At 47.2% G+C, this 19,386-nt stretch carries 15 protein-coding genes; 1 reads left to right on the top strand and 14 read right to left on the bottom strand.

Annotated elements, in window-relative coordinates:
• Positions 1–36 precede the first annotated feature (36 nt).
• Positions 37–2,397, bottom strand: coding sequence for a helicase C-terminal domain-containing protein (locus tag NtB2_RS01735; protein WP_109245226.1), 2,361 nt, complete (start codon positions 2,395–2,397; stop codon positions 37–39).
• A gap of 133 nt (positions 2,398–2,530) precedes the next feature.
• Here NtB2_RS01735 and NtB2_RS01730 point away from each other — a divergent pair, with 133 nt between their 5' ends.
• Complete coding sequence (locus tag NtB2_RS01730) at positions 2,531–2,968, top strand: universal stress protein (RefSeq protein ID WP_109245225.1); 438 nt, start codon at positions 2,531–2,533, stop codon at positions 2,966–2,968.
• A 293-nt stretch (positions 2,969–3,261) separates the two neighbouring features.
• On the opposite strand, the gene spx is transcribed toward NtB2_RS01730, so the two are convergent.
• The 13 genes from spx to NtB2_RS01665 form a co-directional block, all read right to left on the bottom strand.
• Positions 3,262–3,675: a transcriptional regulator Spx gene (spx, locus tag NtB2_RS01725; RefSeq protein WP_109245224.1), complete on the bottom strand. Its 414-nt coding sequence runs from the start codon at positions 3,673–3,675 to the stop codon at positions 3,262–3,264.
• Between the two features lie 168 nt (positions 3,676–3,843).
• On the bottom strand, positions 3,844–4,950 hold the full coding sequence (gene alr, locus NtB2_RS01720) for an alanine racemase (RefSeq protein ID WP_109245223.1): 1,107 nt from the start codon (positions 4,948–4,950) through the stop codon (positions 3,844–3,846).
• Positions 4,951–5,076: 126 nt separating this feature from the next.
• Positions 5,077–6,852 (bottom strand): ribonuclease J, encoded by a 1,776-nt coding sequence (locus NtB2_RS01715; RefSeq protein WP_109245222.1) that lies wholly within the window; start codon positions 6,850–6,852, stop codon positions 5,077–5,079.
• A 693-nt stretch (positions 6,853–7,545) separates the two neighbouring features.
• Positions 7,546–8,706, bottom strand: coding sequence for an MFS transporter (locus tag NtB2_RS01710; RefSeq protein WP_109245221.1), 1,161 nt, complete (start codon positions 8,704–8,706; stop codon positions 7,546–7,548).
• Positions 8,707–8,773: 67 nt separating this feature from the next.
• Positions 8,774–9,067, bottom strand: a complete 294-nt coding sequence (locus tag NtB2_RS01705; RefSeq protein WP_109245220.1) for an ArsR/SmtB family transcription factor — start codon at positions 9,065–9,067, stop codon at positions 8,774–8,776.
• Positions 9,068–9,165: 98 nt separating this feature from the next.
• Positions 9,166–9,420: a hypothetical protein gene (locus NtB2_RS01700; RefSeq protein ID WP_109245219.1), complete on the bottom strand. Its 255-nt coding sequence runs from the start codon at positions 9,418–9,420 to the stop codon at positions 9,166–9,168.
• Entirely contained in the window at positions 9,420–11,399 is a 1,980-nt protein-coding gene (gene tkt / locus NtB2_RS01695) for a transketolase (RefSeq protein ID WP_109245218.1), read from the bottom strand. The genes NtB2_RS01700 and tkt overlap by 1 nt, the downstream gene beginning before the upstream one ends.
• 127 nt (positions 11,400–11,526) lie before the next feature.
• On the bottom strand, positions 11,527–12,900 hold the full coding sequence (gene ulaA / locus NtB2_RS01690; protein WP_109245217.1) for a PTS ascorbate transporter subunit IIC: 1,374 nt from the start codon (positions 12,898–12,900) through the stop codon (positions 11,527–11,529).
• 19 nt (positions 12,901–12,919) lie between these two features.
• Complete coding sequence (locus NtB2_RS01685) at positions 12,920–13,219, bottom strand: PTS sugar transporter subunit IIB (protein WP_109245216.1); 300 nt, start codon at positions 13,217–13,219, stop codon at positions 12,920–12,922.
• A complete protein-coding gene (locus tag NtB2_RS01680) occupies positions 13,220–15,118 on the bottom strand; it encodes a BglG family transcription antiterminator (RefSeq protein WP_109245215.1) in 1,899 nt (632 codons plus the stop codon). It abuts the gene before it with no gap.
• 129 nt (positions 15,119–15,247) lie between these two features.
• Entirely contained in the window at positions 15,248–16,546 is a 1,299-nt protein-coding gene (gene purB / locus NtB2_RS01675; RefSeq protein ID WP_109245214.1) for an adenylosuccinate lyase, read from the bottom strand.
• 95 nt (positions 16,547–16,641) lie between these two features.
• Entirely contained in the window at positions 16,642–17,334 is a 693-nt protein-coding gene (gene aroD / locus NtB2_RS01670) for a type I 3-dehydroquinate dehydratase (RefSeq protein WP_109245213.1), read from the bottom strand.
• 87 nt (positions 17,335–17,421) lie between these two features.
• Entirely contained in the window at positions 17,422–19,383 is a 1,962-nt protein-coding gene (locus tag NtB2_RS01665; RefSeq protein ID WP_109245212.1) for an FtsX-like permease family protein, read from the bottom strand.
• Between the last annotated feature and the right edge of the window lie 3 nt (positions 19,384–19,386).

Below are 19,386 nucleotides of genomic sequence, written 5' to 3'. Positions count from 1 at the left end.
GCGGCCACCTTTCTAAAATAAAGTATTTAATTACTATTATAGCAAAAATTTCTTCAAATCGCCCATGGCTTCTGCGAAAGTCTGGCAGTTAAGCGGGGCAATTTTTTCCAGATGCCGTCTCATTTTCTTAGCATAAGACTTGCCAGCCAGGCGGTCATCCATGATAAAGACCTGGGACTTCTGCTCTGGCCTGCGGTTGATCCGGCCCATGGCCTGCTGGATTTTCAGGCTGGCCATCGGCACATTAAAGTCGTAAAAGGGATTCTTAAATCGACTGGCATATTTTTTTGTGAGAATGTCTTCTGGCGTCGCAAAGGGCAGTCTTGCAATCATGAGCAGGAGCCGGTCCTGCTGGGCAAAGTCAACCCCTTCCCAAAATGAGCCCAGCCCCATCAGGATTTGAGCCTCGCCCTTGTCAAACTTGCGTTTGACTTGCTCGGCCGTCCCCTGGATGTCCTGGGCCAAGAAATTGAGTTTTAATTTTGTCATCTCCTCGGCCGTCTGAATCAGGCTCTGCCTCGAGGTAAAGAGCATGAGGATCGGTAGCTTCTTCTTGCTCAAGAGCTTGGCCTTTTCAGCCAGATATTGTGCATAAGCTAAATTTGTCGTATTTTTTACAGGAGGGCCGTCTAATATCACTGATATTTTTTGATTGGAGACCTGCTGGCTGGGAAACTTGAAAAAGTCATAGTGGCTAAAGCCCAAGAGGCCAGGAAAGACCGGGTCGTCATCAGAAAGCGAGAGGCTTGCCCCCAGCATATAGGTCTTGGTGCCCGATGGAATCAGCTTGGCAAAGTCATAAAAGTCCGTCGTTGAGCTGATGATTCTATTGTCTTCAATCCAGACAAAACGCTCGCTATCGCTGGTCAAATCAGAAAGCTCAGTCAGGCCCAGCTCAGTCGCATCCATATTGATTTTTTCAATGTCGAGCTCCTTCTTAGAAAGCTGATAAACCAAGCTTTCCTGCAGGCGTTTGACCAGATGTGAGCTCGAAGCATCAACCTTAATCAATTCGTCAGTCAATTTTACTGACTTTTGATTAAGATTTTCCATAATCGCAAAAAGCTGTTGGGCCTCATCAACGACCAGGACCCGGTCTTCTAGGAAGGTCTCAGGATAGTCAGCCAGGCGTTCGATCAGATAGGCATGGTTAACCACGATAACATCGGCCTGCTTGGCTTCTTTCTGGGCCCGCATCCAAAAGTCTTCCTTAGCATGGAGCTCCCGCTCAGACCAGACCCCGTCATGGGCAATCTCGTCAAAATAGTCCTTGTTAGTCAGCGTGGTCGAGAGCTCAGACAGGTCGCCCGTCCGGCTCTCCGTCAGCCAGACCAGGACCTTCATCTTAAAAATTTCAAAATTCTTACCCTCGGTATTGTCTCTGAGGGCACGTGAAAACTTCTCTAATGAGAGATAATTTTGCGTCCCTATGAGCTTGGCAAAGCTCGTCCCGAACTTGCCTTTGAGCTGTGGGGCAACTGAGCTCATCAACTGCTCTTGGAGGATCTTGGTCGGCGTTGAGACGACCAATCTTCGGCCCTCAGCAAGGAAGCTCAAGAGATAAGCATAGGTCTTTCCGGTCCCTGTTGCCGCCTCAATAAAGCTTGGGACAGCTTCTGCCAGCTCTTTTGTAATACAGCTGGCAAGGTCAGCTTGTTGCTCCCGCTTCTTTAGGCCGAGGACCTGGATATTCTCGTCAAAGTCTGGTGTTAAGGCCTTGGCCCGCTTAGATAGTCGTGGCCGTCTGGTCTTGACCGTCGCCAGATTGCCCAGGACCTTCATGCCCTTAGGCTTTTCGCTCGTGTAGGCCAGCTGTTCTCTTAAAAAGTCTTTCGTTTCATAGAGAAGATTGTCAGCATGTCTTAATATCTCCTCTAAGACTGCTGTGGGCAGTTTTCTAGCCCGCTCTTGGATTTTAAGCAAGAGCTCAGCCGTCGCATAGGCATCGGATAAGGCCTCATGGGGCCGGTCATGGCTCAAGTCTAAAGCCTCGCCAAGAAATTCCAAGCCATAACGTTCAAAGCTGGGATAGAAGACCCTGACCAGGTCGACTGTGTCTACACGTGCCAGGTCCAGCGAAAGGCCCTCCCGAAAGAGGCTTTTTGATAAAAGTTCATAGTCAAATTTAGCATTGTGGGCAACAAAAACAGCATCGCCGATAAAACGATGAACATCTTTGGCAATGTCTGAAAAGTCAGGGGCCTTCTTCAAGTCCTTGTCTTTTAGGCCAGTTAATTCTTTAATATGGTAGGCCAGCTTCTCATGCGGATTCACATTGCTGGCGTAGGTCTTGGTGATTGCCCCATCTTCGATGAGTGTAATCCCAATTTGTATGATTTTATTATCCCTGCTATGGGCATCGGTTGCTTCGAGGTCAACCACCGCATATCGCGTCATTTTACCACCTGTGCTAGATTAAATGTTGCCTATATTATAACATAAAGCAGGCCTGCCACCTTTATCTTTTTACAAATGAGGAAAATAAGAGTAAAATTAAGTTATAGAAGAAAATAAGAAAAGGAGTATTCTTATGCTTGATAATTATAAAAAAATCCTCGTCGGTCTTGACGGATCTGTAGAAGCTACCAAGGCCTTTGACAAGGCTGTCGCTACAGCCATCCGCAACAAGGCTGAGCTGGTCATCGCCAACATCATCGACCTGCGGGCCTTCCAGTCTATCTCAGCCTACGACTCAGTTGTCGCTGACGATACCCACAAGGGGGCTGAAAACCTGATTGCTGACTTTGCTGCAGAAGCTAAAAAAGCCGGTGTCGAAAAGGTCTCTACCCGTGTCGAATTTGGTTCTCCAAAAGTGATGCTCGGCCAGACCCTCCCACAGGAGGAAAATATCGAGCTCATCGTCCTCGGAGCCACAGGGCTCAGCTACATCGAACGCATCTTCATCGGTTCAGTCGCCGACTACATCATCAAGAATGCTCCTTGTGATGTTCTTGTTGTCCGTCAATAAGGATTTTAAGAAACGACCTTGGGGTCGTTTTTTTCGTGCTCTTTGGCTTGGGGCTTGCTCCATTCCAGCTTAACTTATAAAAAATCTCCTCCAAAAAATGAGAAGGCCTTTAGGCAAACAATAGTGGAAGTCCAGAGCTAGTGGGCAATAGCAGTGAACAAAGGCAAGCTAGGAGACCGTACGGGCTCCTAGCTTAGCAATGGAAGCCGAAGGCTTCGCTTGCGGCCTCACTGCCATTGCCCGCTAGCTCTGGACTGGAACGGAATCCACAGAAAAAAGACCCAAAGGTCTTCTCATGCCAACATCTCGTCTCGCTTGATGGCTTCTGTTGCCTCAGTCAGCTCGACTTTTCGGATTTTCCTCGGGAGGAACTTGCGGATGTCATCTTCATTGTAGCCTACTTGAAGGCGCTTATCATCCAAAATCAGCGGGCGGCGGAGCAAGGTCCTGTTCTCCTCGATCAGCTGTACCAGCTCATTGACTGAAATCTTGTCAAAATCAATCTTTAAACGCTGGTAGGCCCGACTTCTTTTAGAAATAATGTCTTCCGTTCCATTTTCTGTTAATGAGAGAATTTTAAGGAAATCCTCTTTTGGAATCTCATCATTAAGAAGATTGACCTCTTCAAACTCCAGGTCATAGTTGTCCATCCACTCCTTCGCCTTTTTACAAGAGCTACAGGAAATGACTGTATAAATTTTGATCATCTGAGTTCCCTACTTTCCTATAATTTCTTTATAATGTTTTTCTCATTTGGTTTATAAGCCAATTATAGCAAAGTCTTAGAAATTATCAAGCCTTTTCTTAGCAAACTCTCATTATTTAATTTAATTGTAATTTATCGTAATAAAAAAGAGCCTCAGCTCTTTTTCTTTTTATCCAATATACTTCCGATAAATCCGGTCTGAAAGAAGACAGACAACCTCATAAGCAATCGTCTTCCGCCAGTTGGCAATGTCTTGGGCAGTGATTTCTTCATCGCCATCTCTGCCAATCAGTGTCACCGGTGTACCAATCTTATAATCTTTATCTAATTTAATCGTCATCTGGTCCATCGAGACTCGGCCGATGATCTCAGCCTTCTTGCCATTGACAAGGACATAAAAGCCCTGCATATCACGGGTCCAGCCATCAGCATAGCCAATCGACACCGTCCCCACATAGCTGTCTTCAGCCAGCTCATAGGTCGCTCCGTAGCCCACCGTTTCGCCCTTGGGAATCTTCGAGACATGGGTCAGCTCAGAGACCAGGCTCAGGGCCGGCTTCAGCTCATAAGGGAGCTCGATGGCCTCACCACTCGGATTCAAGCCATACATGCCGATGCCCAGCCGCTCAATATCGCCCACCTGCTCGCTATGCCAAAGGGCTGCCGCCGAATTGGTCGAGTGAATATAGCGGGGCCTACGCTCCAGCTGGCTGACCAAGTTATCAAAGGTCTGCCTCTGTTGCTCAAACTTGTCTGGATTGGCCTCATCAGCTGTCGCAAAATGAGTAAAGAGGCCTTCAAACTGCATGCCCTCCTGGTCCAGCAGGCGGATGACCTGGTTGACCTCGTCAGCCGACCGCATCCCAATCCGCCCCATACCAGAGTCTACCTTGACGTGGACTTTGAGTCCTGTCAGGTCCTGGTGCTCCTCAATAATCAGCTCCAGCCATTCCAGGCTCGGGCAGGTCAGGCTGATGCCATTGGCCCTGGCCAGGTCAACATTTGCCGGAACAATCCCTGACAAAACAAGAAGGGGCTGAGTAATCAGGTGCTGGCGGAGTTCCAGGGCCTCGTCCAGATTGGACACGCAAAAGCCCTCGACCATGTCATGGATGTGGCGTGCTACCCGCACAGCCCCATGGCCATAGGCATTGGCCTTGACCACAGCCCAAAGCTCAGGCTGGCCTGGCAGGTGCCCTCGCACCCTATTTATATTTTCAGCAATATTTTCTAAGTTGATGACTGCCGCAGTATGGCGGTGTGGAGATGATTTCATAGTGCTTCCTTTCCATCATTGCCTCTATTATACCATAGCCTCATGAGGAAAGCTCTGCCTTCCCTATCCGCAAACTTTTTTCCCTTAGTCACTGCCAAGCTCAAAAGTCTAACAAAAAAGCGAACATCATTTCGCTTTTTCCTGCTGATTCTTATTATTTTTATTATTTTTATTATTCTTGTTCTTATTGTTACTATTCTTCTTGCGACCCTTGCCATAATTTTTGGTAATGTCCTGAGCACCGCGTGATTCCATCACAACGGGCAGGACGACTGGACGGCGTTTGGTCTGGTCATAGAGGAATTTTCCAAGGACGTCACGGATGGCCCCCTTGAGGTCGGCCCACTCAAAGCTTGGACCAGCCAGGTATTTCTCTACAGCCTCATTGACCATCAGGCCGGCTTCATTCATGAGATTGCGTGACGCTTTCACATAAACGAAACCTCGAGTATGGACACGGGCCTTGGAGATGATTTTCTTCTCCTGCTTGTTGATCGTGATGACAGCGATGAAAATCCCATCTTCTGAGAGAATCTTACGGTCACGCAGGACGACAGAGCCAATGTCTCCGACACCTGAGCCGTCAATCAAGACCTGCTCTGACGGGATAATGCCTGCAGGAACCATCTCATCGCCGTTAAATTCAACAGTCTCGCCCCGCTTGGCAATGAAGATATGCTCAGGCAGGATACCCATGGTCATGGCAAGCTCAGCGTGGGCACGAAGCTCACGGTATTCGCCCTGGACAGGAATCAGATTTTTAGGCTGAAGGAGATCAATCAGGAACTGAAGGTCACGGCCATTAGCATGACCTGAGATGTTCAGGCTTGAAGCCAGCATCTTCATGACGCCGCCTGCCCTGTAAACCTCGTTTTCGACCTTGGCCACAGTGGTTTCGAGTGAAAGTGAAGGGCTGGTCACGGCATAGGCCAGGTCTCCCTCTTTGATTTTCACATAGCCGTTGCGGCCTTTCGCCATCTCACCAAGGACCTTCAGAGGCTCACCCATCCGGCCAGTCTCTAGGATAACAATCTCATCATCTTGATAATTATCAATGTCTTTAGGTTTGATAATGGCCTTAGGATCAGCGATGTCAAGCTTCTTCAGGCGGGTCGCTACTTCTACCACCTGGTCGATGTCTTGCCCTGTGAAGGCCACACGACGGCCTTGCTTGAGGGCGGCATCGACAACCTGCTGGATCCGGCCGAGGTTCCCTGAGTTACAGGCAACAATCACACGGCCCTTGGCAGACTCTATCTGGTCGTAAATCTCATCGTAGACCTCACGGTCGCTGGCAGATTGGACCATAGACTTGGCGTTTGGCGATGATGACAAGAGAGCCAGGACGCCCTGTTGGCCAATTTCAGCCAGCCGACTCATGTTGGTCCGGTAGCCTTTAGCCACAGCTGGGTCAAAGCGGAAGTCACCCGTGTAGACGATAGAGCCCTGGTCGGTCGTCAAGACAATCCCGAGAGATTCAGGAATCGTGTGGGTGGTTGTGAAGAAGGAAATCACAGCCGCACCAAAGTCGATCTCTGTGTCTTCATTGACCACGTGGAAGTTGTTAAATTTCTTGCTGGCCTGATAATTGCGGACATTGATTTTAGCAAGCTCAATCGTAAGCTCACTCCCGAAGACCGGCACATCCATCTCAGAGACAATGTAGGGCAGGGCTCCGATAGAGTCAGAGTGACCATGGGTCAGGAAAATCCCTGAGACCCGGTCAGCATTTTCGACCAGATAGTCGATGTTTGAGATGATAAAATCAACGCCAAGCATGTCTGTCTCAGCATACTTGAGCCCTGCATCCAGGATGAAGATTTGCTCGTCGATTTCGACGATATACATGTTTTTACCAAATTCACGCACACCACCGAGCGGTGTTACTTTAATGTTTGCCATAATAGCCTTTCTTTTGCTAGAAAAGGGTTGTTAAACTAGGACAAGGTAACGTTGCGTTCCGACAAGCAGCTGAAAGGCTGTGAGGCACACAAGCAGCCACCTTCGGCGTCTCATTGTTAAATCTGGAGCCCGTTGGTCTCCAGATTTGCCTTTTTCACAGCCTATTCAGCTGCTTGCCTCCACTCCACTTGTACCATTCATTATTAAAAGAACAAGCTCTTTTTGAAGTCCGGACAATAATAGTTAACAAACTTTTCATTATTTAACAAGACCCCATCGCGTCTCCTCCAGGCTTGCTGGTTCACGAGTGTCGGTCTTTATGCTTTTGCCGTATCTATGAAAGAGACTGAATTTTGTCTTTTTCAAATTACACTAGTCTAATTATAACATGATTGTTGAGGGATTTCAATGATGTTTGGCTTTCAAGGGCCCCGTCTAAAAGAATTTTCCCAGCAACTAAAAAAACTGGTCCAAAGACCAGTCCCAAGGCAGTTTTCACCGTGCCAATAAGGTTCACACAAATTGACAAAGTCGCATCGAATCCTTCGACGGCTGACCCAACAGCCCCGACTTCCTTATGCTCTAAATTTCCATTAGGAAATGGAAAGTCAGCTCATCGCATGTTGTTATTCTAGCACAGATGCTGTATTTTCGCAAGAGGCTTCTAGCGCAGGATTTCAAGCAGACCCTCTCTTAAACTCTCTTCTTAGCAAAGAAACTGCTCTGTTTATAGACTAAAAGAACAATGAGATATAAGACAATCGTAAAGACCGCAATGCCAAAGAAGCCCTTGAAATTAGAGATGAGTAGGCTACCTACAATACCGCTTATAAATGTACCGAGATACATGGCTGCGTTAGATAGGGATGAAACCGTACTTCTTGCCGTCTCGGTTGTACTTTGAAGTGTGGTCATAAAGATGGGGAAGACAAATCCATTCAATAAGAATACAACCGCTAAGACGATGACTGCCATTTCTATATTAACCGAAAAAGGTGTGATGACATAGAGAAGGCAGAGTGACAGAAGTCCTACTAATAGCGATTTTGAAAGCCCCCATTTATTGATGAGTTTACTTCCAAACAATGTCCCCAATACATTTCCAATACCGATAACCATGGTCGCAAGACCAATCTCCGCAATATTCAATCCGAAATCTTTGGCAAACCAGCTTCCTATGAAACTCAGTACGGCAAAGTTCCCTGTTTGAAAAATGAGATAGGCAATCAAGTATTGAAGGGTTTTACTATTTTTCATGACCTCTGAATAGATAGACAAGACCGTCTTGCTTCGATCAAGTTGCCCTTGAATATTCAAGCTTGGAATGAAGAAATAGATAAAGATAAGCAATATGACTGATGCTCCTGAAATCGCATAGAAGGGTACTCTCCAAGAAATGGAGGCTAAGAATGAACCAATCGGAACACCTAATAGCTGAGAGCCTGCAAGACCAGTACTTGCAATCCCCATCATCTGAACGATTTTTTCTTTCGGAGAGACAACTGGAATACTTGCCCAAACTTGTGGCGTCACAAATGAGGCAGAAACACCTGCGAGGAATCTAAACAAAATCATCAGGCTGAAGTTTGTCGCAAAAGAACACAAGAAAGTTGAAAGGGCAAAGCCTATAAAACCAACAAGCATGACTTTTTTACGATCACGTCCATCAGAAATAGGACCACTGATCAATGCAAAGAGGGCATAACCTATCGCATAGGCACTGACCATCCAACCCGAGATATTAGGGTTGATGTGATATAAGTTTGACAAAGTGGGTAGCAAGGGGGAGATTAAGAATGTATCTGTCCCGATAAGAAACATTACTAGAAAAAAGATGAAAGCATATTTGCGCATTTTTATAACTCCTTTTTAGTTATATAGTTAAACAACTTTTGAACTTTAAGCTAAAAATTAACCAGACTCAAAGCGAGTCCAGTAAATTGGGAAGGAATTGTTCAAAGGCCTCATAATTGATAGAAACGTACTTCTCTCTGGACTCTTTCCTTGTAAAAGTTAAGCCGGCCTCCCGCAAGGTCTTAAAGTGATAAGAAGCCGCTGATTTCGTCAAATTCACACCATCACCGATTTCTCCACAAGTCACTTCTGTCCCCTTTTTAACTAAAAATCTTATGATTTCAAGGCGAATGGGTTCTGAGAGGGCTTTGAAGACCTTACATCTTTGCTCATCTTCTAGTTTTAATAGTTCAACTGTCATAGAACTATCATACTACTTTTATTTTTAATCTGCAAGTGCTAGGGGATTTGTAGAAGGTCAAAAGCAAAAAACTCCGCCAGGCTTGACGAAGTTTTTCTTTAAGTCAGATGGAAAATCACAGCTGCTGCCACTGCAACATTCCCTACAAGTGAAAGAATACAGATAGCAAAAGGCAGGGTGAAAATCCTCGTGACATGATTACTATAGTTTCTACGGCTCCGGCGGCCCTGATAGAGGACGACGCCAGCTATGGCAATGATGAGGGTCACAATCGCTAAAAGGCTACTGTGAAGATTCCCAAAGTTCCAGATGGCGGCGATGCCAGAGATGATTGCTAAAAGGACGCCGATCATTAGTCAAGCTCCTTGTATTTAGCAATGACGTTTTCCTTAGTGAAGCCATATGCTGGCAAGACCTTAGAGGCTGGAGCAGATGCACCCCATTTATCAACGGTTACTGTTGCACCGTCAAGGCCGACATATTTTGCCCAGCCAAAGCTTGTGCCGGCTTCGACAGCCAGACGACGACGGACAGCCTTAGGCAGGATTTCTTCTCTATAAGCATCTGATTGCTCGTCAAAGAGGTTCATTGATGGCATCGAAACGACACGGACACCAGCGCCGAGTTCTTTCTTAGCTTCAAGGGCAAGGGCGACTTCAGAACCTGTAGCGATGATGATGCCTTCAAGCTGACCTTCTTCTTTAGAAATGATGTAAGCCCCATGGTTGAGACCTTCTTCAGCAAGTTCTTTGGTGCCTTCCAAGACTGGCAAGTTTTGACGGGTCAAGACAAGCGCTGTAGGACGTTTCTTAGAATTTACTGCACGACGCCATGCGGCAATGACTTCATTACCATCTGCTGGACGAATCACGTCAAGATTTGGCATTGAGCGTACGCTGGCGAGCTGTTCTACAGGTTCGTGAGTTGGACCATCTTCACCAACGGCAATCGAGTCATGGGTCCAAACATAAGTCGTTGGCAATTCTTGCAAGGCAGCCATGCGGACAGCTGGAAGCATGTAGTTACTGAAGACGAAGAATGTTCCGCCATAGACACGTGTGCCGCCGTGGAGGGCAATCCCGTTCATGATGGCTCCCATGGCAAACTCACGGACACCAAACCAAATATTACGGCCCTTGTAGTTGTCTGGCATGAAGTCAGATTCTTCCTTGGCCATGGTGTTATTTGAGGCTGATAAGTCAGCTGAACCTCCCCAAAGGTTTGGCATTTGAGCTGACAAGTGTTGGATGGTCTCTTGAGAAGTCACGCGAGAAGCCTTCCCTGTAGGGTCAACTTCGTATTTTGGAATGTCAAGTTCAGGGGTTTCGCCAGAAAAGGCTTTTTCATATTGCTCAGCCAGGGCTGGGTATTCTGTGGCATATTTGCTGAAGAGCTCGTCCCAGGCCTTTTGAGCTTCTGCACCACGTGATTGGATGCTTTCTTGGAAGCGTTCTTCCACTTCTTCAGGAACTGTAAAGTCAGGATAGTCCCAACCGTAAGAAGCTTTAGCAAATTTAATGCCGTCAGCACCCAGTGGGGCACCGTGAACAGCGGAAGTCCCCTGCTTTTCAGCACCAAAACCAATAATCGTCTTGACTTCGATAATGGTAGGGCGGCTTGTATCAGCCTTAGCCGCCTCTACAGCCGCTGTAATTTCTTCCAAATTATTGCCATCTTTGACCAAAAGATGTTGCCAGCCATAGCTTTCAAAACGTTTTTGAACATCATCGATAAAAGCCTTGTGAAGGTCACCGTCAAGCGAGATGTCATTGCTATCATAAAAGAGGATAAGTTTGCCAAGACCGAGTTTACCGGCGAGTGAAGCAGCTTCTTGAGAAACGCCTTCCATCAGGTCGCCGTCGCCGTTCAAAGCGTAGGTATAGTGGTCGACAATGTCGAAACCTGGCTTGTTGTATTGGGCCGCCAGATGCGCTTCAGCCATAGCCATTCCGACAGCGTTCGCAATCCCCTGACCAAGTGGTCCTGTGGTCGCTTCAACGCCATCTGTCCAATCCACTTCTGGGTGACCTGGTGTTTTAGATTCCCATTGACGGAAGTTTTTCAAATCTTCCATGCTGACCTGATAGCCTGACAAATGAAGGAGGCCATAGAGGAGGGCTGAGCCGTGCCCTGCAGAAAGAACAAAGCGGTCACGGTTAGACCATTTGCGGCCTGTGGCAGGGTTCACATTCATGAACTTGCTAAAGAGGACATAGGCCATTGGCGCCGCACCCAGAGGAAGACCTGGGTGACCAGAATTTGCCTTCTGGATGGCATCCATAGAAAGCGTACGGATGGTGTTTACAGCCAGTTGATCGGTGTTGTCAAACATAGATTTTCTCCATTATTTTTATTTTATAGTTCATATTATATCACATTATGAAAAGGCTTTACTGCTTTCGAGAAAAAAATGTATCTTTTTTTCTTTTTTCATCGATCAGTCCAGCCTTTTTCAGGATTTATTTTTCTTTTGCCTTGTCACGCGCATTTAAGATGGCATTCAAGATGAGCACGATGACCAGGAAGCCGATGATCAGAGCAATCAAAGCAGGACTGCCCGCCTTAGAGGTTAAGCCAAGCAAGCCGCCTGAGACAATATAGTCAGAGTCAGCAAAGGTAGAGGCTGCCCCTGCACCAAAGCTACCCAGGGCCGGCATGATCAGGAGTGGGCCCCAGGCGAGGATCAAGCCATTAACGATAGAGCCGATAATCGCACCACGCAGGCCACCAAAGGCATTCCCATAAACACCAGCGGCACCACCACAGAAGAAGATACCGACAATCCCAGGAATGATGACTGTCGTATGAAGGCCAATCATAGCAAGCATCGAAAGCACGCCGACTACAAATGAGACGAAGAAACCAATCAATACAGCATTAGGCGCATAAGGGAAGACAATCGGCACATCTAGGGCTGGTTTAGAATTTGGCACCAGCTTTTGGGCAATCCCTTGGAAGGCTGGGATGATTTCAGCCAAGATCATCCGGACCCCTTGAAGGACGACCACGAAGCCTGCCGCAAAGGTCCCAGCTTGAACAATGGCATAGACAATATAGTTTGTTCCGTTAGAGAGCTCACTAGATTCTACAAAATGAGGACCAGCCAGCAAGGCCAAGATAATGTAAACCACCATCATGACCAATGAGATAGAGACGGTAGAGTCCCGCAAAAAACCGAGGCTCTTTGGAATATTCAGTTTTTCAGTCGATTTTTCCGGGTCTTTATTACCGAACTTTTCGCCCAACCAACCAGAGAGGGCATAGCCCATATTTCCGGTGTGACCCATAGCAACACCGTCATTGCCTGTGATTTTACGCATGTAACGTTGGGTCAAAGCTGGCGTAATCGTCAAGAGGGTTCCTTCAAAGATCCCACCGAGTAGGATAGTCACCCAGGAAGTCCCAAGACCTGCTGCCGCCAGGACGACTGCCGCCATAGTTGAGACATAGAGCATGGCTTGACCGGTCAGGAAGATGTATTTAAAGCGGGTAATCCGGGCCAAGATAATATTAACAATAAAGCCAACCAGCATGATCAAGGCCGCTGGCGTCCCAAATTTAACCAGGGCCAGGGCGACAACCGCCTCATTTGAAGGGACAAGCCCCTTAACCGCAAAGACATGCTGAAACATGGCTGAAAATGGGGTCAGTGAGTTGACCAAGATACCAGCCCCACCTGTCAGGACGAGGAAACCAGCAAAGGTCTTCACGCCCCCTTGGATGACAGCGGTAGCAGGCTTCTTTTGTAAGATCAGTCCCAGCATTGCGATGATACCGACCAGCAAGGCCGGCGTGGTCGCAAAGGAAACAATAAAATTCAAAAATCCATTCATGATGTTGTTCTCCTATATTTTATTTGTTATAAGCAATATTTTCTTTATCAAGCACCGAGTTAAGTGCTTCACGGGCGACTTCCTTATCAATAATGGTCGACAAGGGAACAATACGATCTTCAGGCAAGTTGGAGAGGGCTTGCGTCAGTGTTGCTTCGACAAAAAAGTAGTCTGCTGCATCGGCTGTTGCTGAACCGACGTCCATGTGGTCGATTGTGATTTCTTCAGTCACGCCTTCTTCTTTTAAGAGAGCCTCGAGATTCATCTGAACCATAAAGCTCGTTCCGAGACCGGATTGGCATACACATACAAATTTCATTTATTTTTCCTCCTTAGTGGATAATACTTTTTGGACTTCTTCTACGGTGCTTGCTGCCTTTAAGGCCTCAAGCTCTTCTTTATCAGACAGGATTTGAGTTAGGCTTGAGAGGGCTCTAAGATGGCTCTCATTATCAACCGCTGCAAGCAGGATAAAGACTTGAATCTTGTGGGTAGGATCGTCATTGAGCAGGACCTCTTCTTCACATTTGAGGAAGGTCATCCCCAACTTATTGACCCCATCTTCAGGCCTCGCATGGGGGAGGGCGATTCCTAAGCCTAAGTCAATATAAGGACCATATTCTGATACCCGGCTGATGATTGCTTCAGGATAAGAAGCTTCGATGGCCTGGCTATCGAGCAGGGGCTCTGCCGCCTTACGGATGGCTGACTGCCAGTCTAATTTCTCATTTGTGAACCTGATATGCTCAGCCCTTAATAACTCTGATAACATAGGTTGATAGTTCTCCTTTTCTTTTCTGGGATGTTTTAATTTTTTATTAATGACATTGATCAGCTCCTTCTTGCTTACAGAAGCTTTGAGGTCGATATAAGGCAGGATGGCCTTATAGATTTTCTCTGCCTCTGGCATGAAGTAGCCTGGCAGCTCGTAGTCCTGCATGACCTGATTATAAAGCTCGCTTTCTTCTTGAGCTGAAGGCAGGCTTGAAACCAGATAGACTCGCTTTTCTGAGTAGACAGGGACACTTGAGAAGATAATGTCATAGCTGGCCTTATCTAGCATTTCCAAATTTGAAAGTGAAGTTGATAAGATAAATTCGATATTGGGAAAGAGACTTTCCAGACGTTTCTTTAGGATAAGACTGGAGCTGATGCCGTTGAGACAAAGGACAATCGCCCTCAGTTTTCCAGAAGCATATTTTTCCTTATAGATTTCTCCACCAAACAAGACGACGAAGTAGGCCAGCTCACCTTCGCTAATTTTTCCAGTTTTCGCTTCTAAGGCCTCTAAAATATTAGGCATCAGACGAAATAGCTCACTGTAATCCTTTTTGATGCGTTCAAGCAGGCTATTTTGAAGCTCAAAGCCTCCTTTCAAACGATAGTAAGCTGGCCCCAGATGAAGGAGGAGACTGTTAAAGGTCGTGGTAAAATCCTCAAAGTCATTGGCTGTCAGCCGCATCAGATTTTGCATGATGTCAAAGGCCATCCGGTAAAGAAAGTCTTCTTTCAGGCTGGGACTCGTCCCATCTGACATGCCTAATAAAAGATTTTCATTGGCATCTGAGGTCAGGGCAAAGTAGAAAAGGCAGGGAATATAGCGACTATAGACCAAGCTGACTTCTAGCCTCGCCAGATGTCCATCGAGGACTTTCTTGACCTTATAGATATGTAGAGCATCCTCTTTATTAAGAAAACTGGAAAGGACATAATAGGCCTTGTCGTCAGATAATTGCTGAAGATAATGCCAGACCAGTCTTCTGAGCTCCAGTTCCTCGCCCTCTAAATAAAAGCCCCTCGTCCTTGATGAGACCAGCTCTAGCGGATAAGCACCCATCGCAATAGCCTGCCTCAGCTTTTTGAGGTCTGATAATACCGTGTTCTTACTCACGCCCAAAGTCTGGATGAGATAATCCGTAGAAAAGACTGCCTTTCGACTATAAATCAATAAAAAAATCACTGCCTGTCTGTCGAGCTCTTGAAGGCTAAAGCTTCTAGCATCAATTTCAAAACGGATGCTTTCAAAATCCTCTTCCATTTTTGGAACTGAGATAAGCCCATCTTCATAGGTCAATGCCAGCTCTCCGAGCTTTTCATTCAGCTTCTTCATTTTAGAGATGAAACTTGACTCAGAAAGCTCTAGTAGCTCTAGGGCCCTTTCCTTCTTCCAAAGGCGATGCTTTGAAAAGAGCATAATGTCTAGGTCATAGTCAATCATGTTACCTCCTTTATTTAATTATATGACATCTTTCTTTAATCAAACACTCATTTAAGTACAATTTTAGATTTGATTTTTTTATTTGATTGGACTTAAAAAAGCCGTCCCTTAGGAACAGCTTTATTTCTCTTACAATCCAACCCGCTCAAAAATCTCATCCACCCGCTTCAGATGGTAGTGATAATCAAAGGCGGCGGCAATATCCTCATCGCTCAGGTATTCTCGAACCTCGGCACTCGATTCAACCAATGGCCGGAACATGATTTGCTCATCCCAAGACTGGGCGGTCAGTGGCTGAACCAGGTCATAGGCTGCTTCACGGGTCATCCCTTTTTCTATCAAGAGCAGCATGACATGCTGGCTGTAGATCAATCCAAAAGTGGCCTCGTTCATATTGCGGAGCATGTTTTCAGGAAAGACCGTCAAATTTTTGACGATATTACCAAAACGATTGAGCATGTAGTCCAGAAGCTCGGTCGTGTCTGGTGCGATGATCCGCTCTGCTGAAGAGTGACTAATATCTCGTTCATGCCAGAGGGCAACATCTTCAAAGGCCGTCAAAGCATGACCTCTAATGACACGGGCAAGGCCTGTCATGTTTTCTGAGCCAATCGGATTCCGTTTATGAGGCATGGCTGAGCTCCCCTTTTGTCCCTTGGCAAAGAACTCTTCGACTTCACGTTGCTCAGATTTTTGCAGGCCTCGGATTTCTGTTGCCATCCGCTCGATAGATGTGGCGATCAAGGCCAGCGTTGAGAAGTACTCAGCGTGGAGGTCACGAGGCAGGACCTGGGTAGAGATTTCCTGGGCCCGGGTGCCGAGTTTTTCTGTCACATATTTCTCCACAAATGGAGGAATGTTGGCAAATGTCCCAACGGCACCAGAGATTTTACCTGCTTCTACGCCGGCAGCAGCCCGTTCAAAACGCTCGATATTGCGTTTCATTTCTGAATACCAGGTCGCAAGTTTCAAGCCAAAGGTTGTAGGTTCAGCATGGACGCCGTGAGTCCGGCCCATCATGACCGTGTACTTATGTTCACGAGCCTTATTGCCGATGATCTCCAGGAAGTTTTTCAGGTCCTGACGGAGGATGTCATTGGCCTGCTTGTAGAGGTAGCCATAGGCAGTGTCGACCACGTCGGTCGAAGTCAGACCGTAGTGGACCCACTTGCGTTCTTCGCCCAGGGTCTCTGAAACCGCACGGGTAAAGGCCACCACGTCGTGCCGTGTTTCCTGCTCGATTTCCAGGATGCGGTCGACACTAAAGCCCGCATTGGCACGGATTTTCGCCACATCTTCTTTGGGAATTTCGCCGAGCTCTGCCCAGGCCTCATCCGCCAGGATTTCGACCTCAAGCCAGGCTTGATACTTGTTTTCTTCAGACCAGATTTTCGTCATTTCAGGACGAGCGTAACGATTGATAACCACGAGTTGTCTCCTTTTCTTTTACCTAATTATAACATGTCCGTCCGCCTTCTTCGGAAATCGACTAAAAAAAATCCTGAGCAAGGAAAAAACGTCCGTCAAAGCCGAACGTTTTTTTCTAATAAATCAAGAATATAGGCCGTGTCCTTCAGACTCAACTGGCCCGGAGCACTGGCCTCCTCAAGGCTGGCAAAGGTCCAGGCATTACCGGTCAGGTAGCCTGAAATCCTTGAAAGCTTACCCAGCTCGCCCATGCCAACCGTGATAAATTTCTGGCCGTACTCGAGGGTCATGTCTCGGGTAATCTGCATGATGTCCAAGACATCGCACTCCTGCTGGGGCATGACAGCCATCTTGACAAAGGCCGTCTTCTCCCGCTCCATCTTAAATAAACGCTCTGTAAAATCCGTCGGCATCTCCTGGAAATTATGATAAGACAAGACAATCTTATCTTTCAGGTCCCGGAGGCTACCAAAAGCCCGCTCATGTGTGAAATACTCGACGTCCAGATAACTCGGCCCCAACTTATTGATTTCATGCAAGAGCCTGATATAATCCTGCTCATCAATCTCTAGCTCGCCACCTTCCTTGCGGGTCCGGATGGTCACGAGGGTCTCATAGGCCTGAAACTTCTCCAGAAAAATAGGGGCCGCCTCAAGAATCTGCCCTGACGGCAGGTAGTCAGCCCGCCATTCAATGATGTCTGCCCCACTAAAAGCCTGAGCCTCTAAGGCTTCTAAATCTTTAAGACACTTTGGCATAATAGGCACGACAATTTTAGACTGATACATGCTTGCCTCCTTTCTCATTTTTCTTTCATTATAACATAGCCGGCGTTTTTCTAAAAATGTCATCAAAAAAAGGGCCTGGGCCCTTTCTTATTTACGTTTTACAATTTGATAGTAGATGCGACTAGTAGACTTGTAGATCAAGGCGTAGAGGACCAGAATCACGACCAGCACGAGTCCACTAACACCGATAATCAAAAGCGGATCATTGACACTAAAGATGTTGATCAGCTTAGACAGCATCCGGTAGGCAAAGGCAAAGTGGATGGCTGCAATGACCACTGGCAGGAAGAAGACCATCCGGACCTGGCCGGCAATCGTCTTGTGGACCTCTTTTTGAGAGAGACCAAGCTCCTGGAGGGTCTTGAAGGCCTTCTTATCCTGGTAGCCTTCAGCCAGCTGTTTGTAGTAAATGATCAGGGCGGCACCCAGGATAAAGCTAATGCCGAGGACAAAGCCGATGAAGAGGAAGCCACCGACGAAGGCACGGCTCTGATCGAGCTCTTGCTGTCTGCCAGCGAACCCAATACCATCCGTCTGATTGGTAATGGCCTTGTCAAAGGCTTCGTTCTTATCCTTTGGCATATCAAAGATTGCGATGGTCTGTGCATAAGACAAGCCGTCAACATCATTCTTTTTGCCGGCTGCTTCTGTTGCCTTGAGGCTCGCATCATCAGCAAAGACCAGAAGGGCGGCCTCTGAGAAGCTTGCTGGCTGAGGCCAGTTTCTAAGCGAAGACAGATGATCTTTGACGGTCAGCTCTTGACCAAAATAGTCGATTTGCTTCAGATTTTCTGTTGGTTTGCCCGATAAGTCATAGGCATAGACTTGATTTGGCAGGAGGCCAGTTGGTGCCTCAATCCCCATGGCCTCAAGGTCTTTGACAGTGGTCATCTGGAAGCTGATCACGCCCTTGCCCAGGGTTATTCCTTCGACTTGCTTGAGCTTCAAGCTATCACTGTTCCGCTCAGCCTGGAAGGTGTTTACACTGGCTTGAATCGTTGCCAGATTGCCAATAGGGACATTCAGTTTTTCTGCTGTCTCTTTGACCTTTTGAGTCAAGACCTCCCGGCTAATATCTTGAGGGGCAACAACCTGCCCTTCCCTAGGATACTGCTTGTTGACTGAAGCCGTCGTCCCAGCAAAGATACCAACCGTCACCGCAAGCGTCACCAGGGTCATGGTCAAAAGGACTGTGATATTGGCAAGGCCTACGGCGTTTTGCTTCATCCGATAGAGCATGCTACTGATATTGATGAAGTTTTGTGGCTGATAGTAGGAAGCCCGCTTTTTCCGCCAGCGGAGATACCAGACTGTCACGGCGATGTAGAAGAGATAGGTCCCAATAATGACCGCAAGGACGGCGAAGAAGAAGGTCGTGATGGCCTTGATTGGATTGTCGACCGAGAGGGCCAAATAATAGCCAACGCCCAGGAAAATCAGGCCGACAAGGGCCAAAATGATATTCCCTTTAGGCTCTTTTTCGCCTTTTGATGACTCATGCAACAGGTCAAGGCTAGATGAGCGGTAGATGATCCAGCTTCCGACCAGGAAAAGAATCAGGAAGTAGACCAGGAAGATAAAGGCGACTAGACCGATAACCGTCGGATTGATGACCAGATTAAAGTAATTGCCACCGATGATATTGACAAAAATCAGGAAGAGAAACTTCGACAGTGCGAGACCGGCAAGGATGCCGACGACGAGGGTCGCCAGGTAGCTCAGAATCAGCTCCCAAAAGCTGACCATGGCAATCTGGGGCTTTCCAAAACCGAGGATGTCATAGAGGCCAAACTCCCTCAGACGCTGAAGCTGGAGAAAGCGGTAGCTGTAGACCAGAATCATAGCTCCAAAGACTGCCAGGATAATCATCGAGAAGGTCATCAGTGTGCTGACCGCCTCTCCCCCTTTGAGTTGCTTGACACTTGGCGACATGGCGATGGCTGCTGTCACAAAAAGGAGGACAAACATGGTCACGGTCGCCATCAAGAAGGGAGCAAAACTCTTGAAGGCCGCTTGTAGATTTCTTTTTGCAAGTTTGAATGTTAACATAAG

Source organism: Lactococcus termiticola, assembly GCF_003116835.1.
GTDB lineage: Bacteria > Bacillota > Bacilli > Lactobacillales > Streptococcaceae > Lactococcus > Lactococcus termiticola.
The sequence above is the reverse complement of the archived record's forward strand: the minus strand, read 5'-3'. Positions and strand labels throughout refer to the sequence as shown.

Coding starts and splice junctions, on each gene's coding strand:
- NtB2_RS01680 (WP_109245215.1), bottom strand. CDS start 15,118: ATGATTGACTATGACCTAGACATTATGCTCTTTTCAAAGCATCGCCTT.
- NtB2_RS01730 (WP_109245225.1), top strand. CDS start 2,531: ATGCTTGATAATTATAAAAAAATCCTCGTCGGTCTTGACGGATCTGTA.
- tkt (WP_109245218.1), bottom strand. CDS start 11,399: ATGTTTGACAACACCGATCAACTGGCTGTAAACACCATCCGTACGCTT.
- aroD (WP_109245213.1), bottom strand. CDS start 17,334: ATGTATCAGTCTAAAATTGTCGTGCCTATTATGCCAAAGTGTCTTAAA.
- NtB2_RS01705 (WP_109245220.1), bottom strand. CDS start 9,067: ATGACAGTTGAACTATTAAAACTAGAAGATGAGCAAAGATGTAAGGTC.
- spx (WP_109245224.1), bottom strand. CDS start 3,675: ATGATCAAAATTTATACAGTCATTTCCTGTAGCTCTTGTAAAAAGGCG.
- alr (WP_109245223.1), bottom strand. CDS start 4,950: ATGAAATCATCTCCACACCGCCATACTGCGGCAGTCATCAACTTAGAA.
- NtB2_RS01685 (WP_109245216.1), bottom strand. CDS start 13,219: ATGAAATTTGTATGTGTATGCCAATCCGGTCTCGGAACGAGCTTTATG.
- NtB2_RS01715 (WP_109245222.1), bottom strand. CDS start 6,852: ATGGCAAACATTAAAGTAACACCGCTCGGTGGTGTGCGTGAATTTGGT.
- NtB2_RS01700 (WP_109245219.1), bottom strand. CDS start 9,420: ATGATCGGCGTCCTTTTAGCAATCATCTCTGGCATCGCCGCCATCTGG.
- ulaA (WP_109245217.1), bottom strand. CDS start 12,900: ATGAATGGATTTTTGAATTTTATTGTTTCCTTTGCGACCACGCCGGCC.
- NtB2_RS01665 (WP_109245212.1), bottom strand. CDS start 19,383: ATGTTAACATTCAAACTTGCAAAAAGAAATCTACAAGCGGCCTTCAAG.
- NtB2_RS01735 (WP_109245226.1), bottom strand. CDS start 2,397: ATGACGCGATATGCGGTGGTTGACCTCGAAGCAACCGATGCCCATAGC.
- NtB2_RS01710 (WP_109245221.1), bottom strand. CDS start 8,706: ATGCGCAAATATGCTTTCATCTTTTTTCTAGTAATGTTTCTTATCGGG.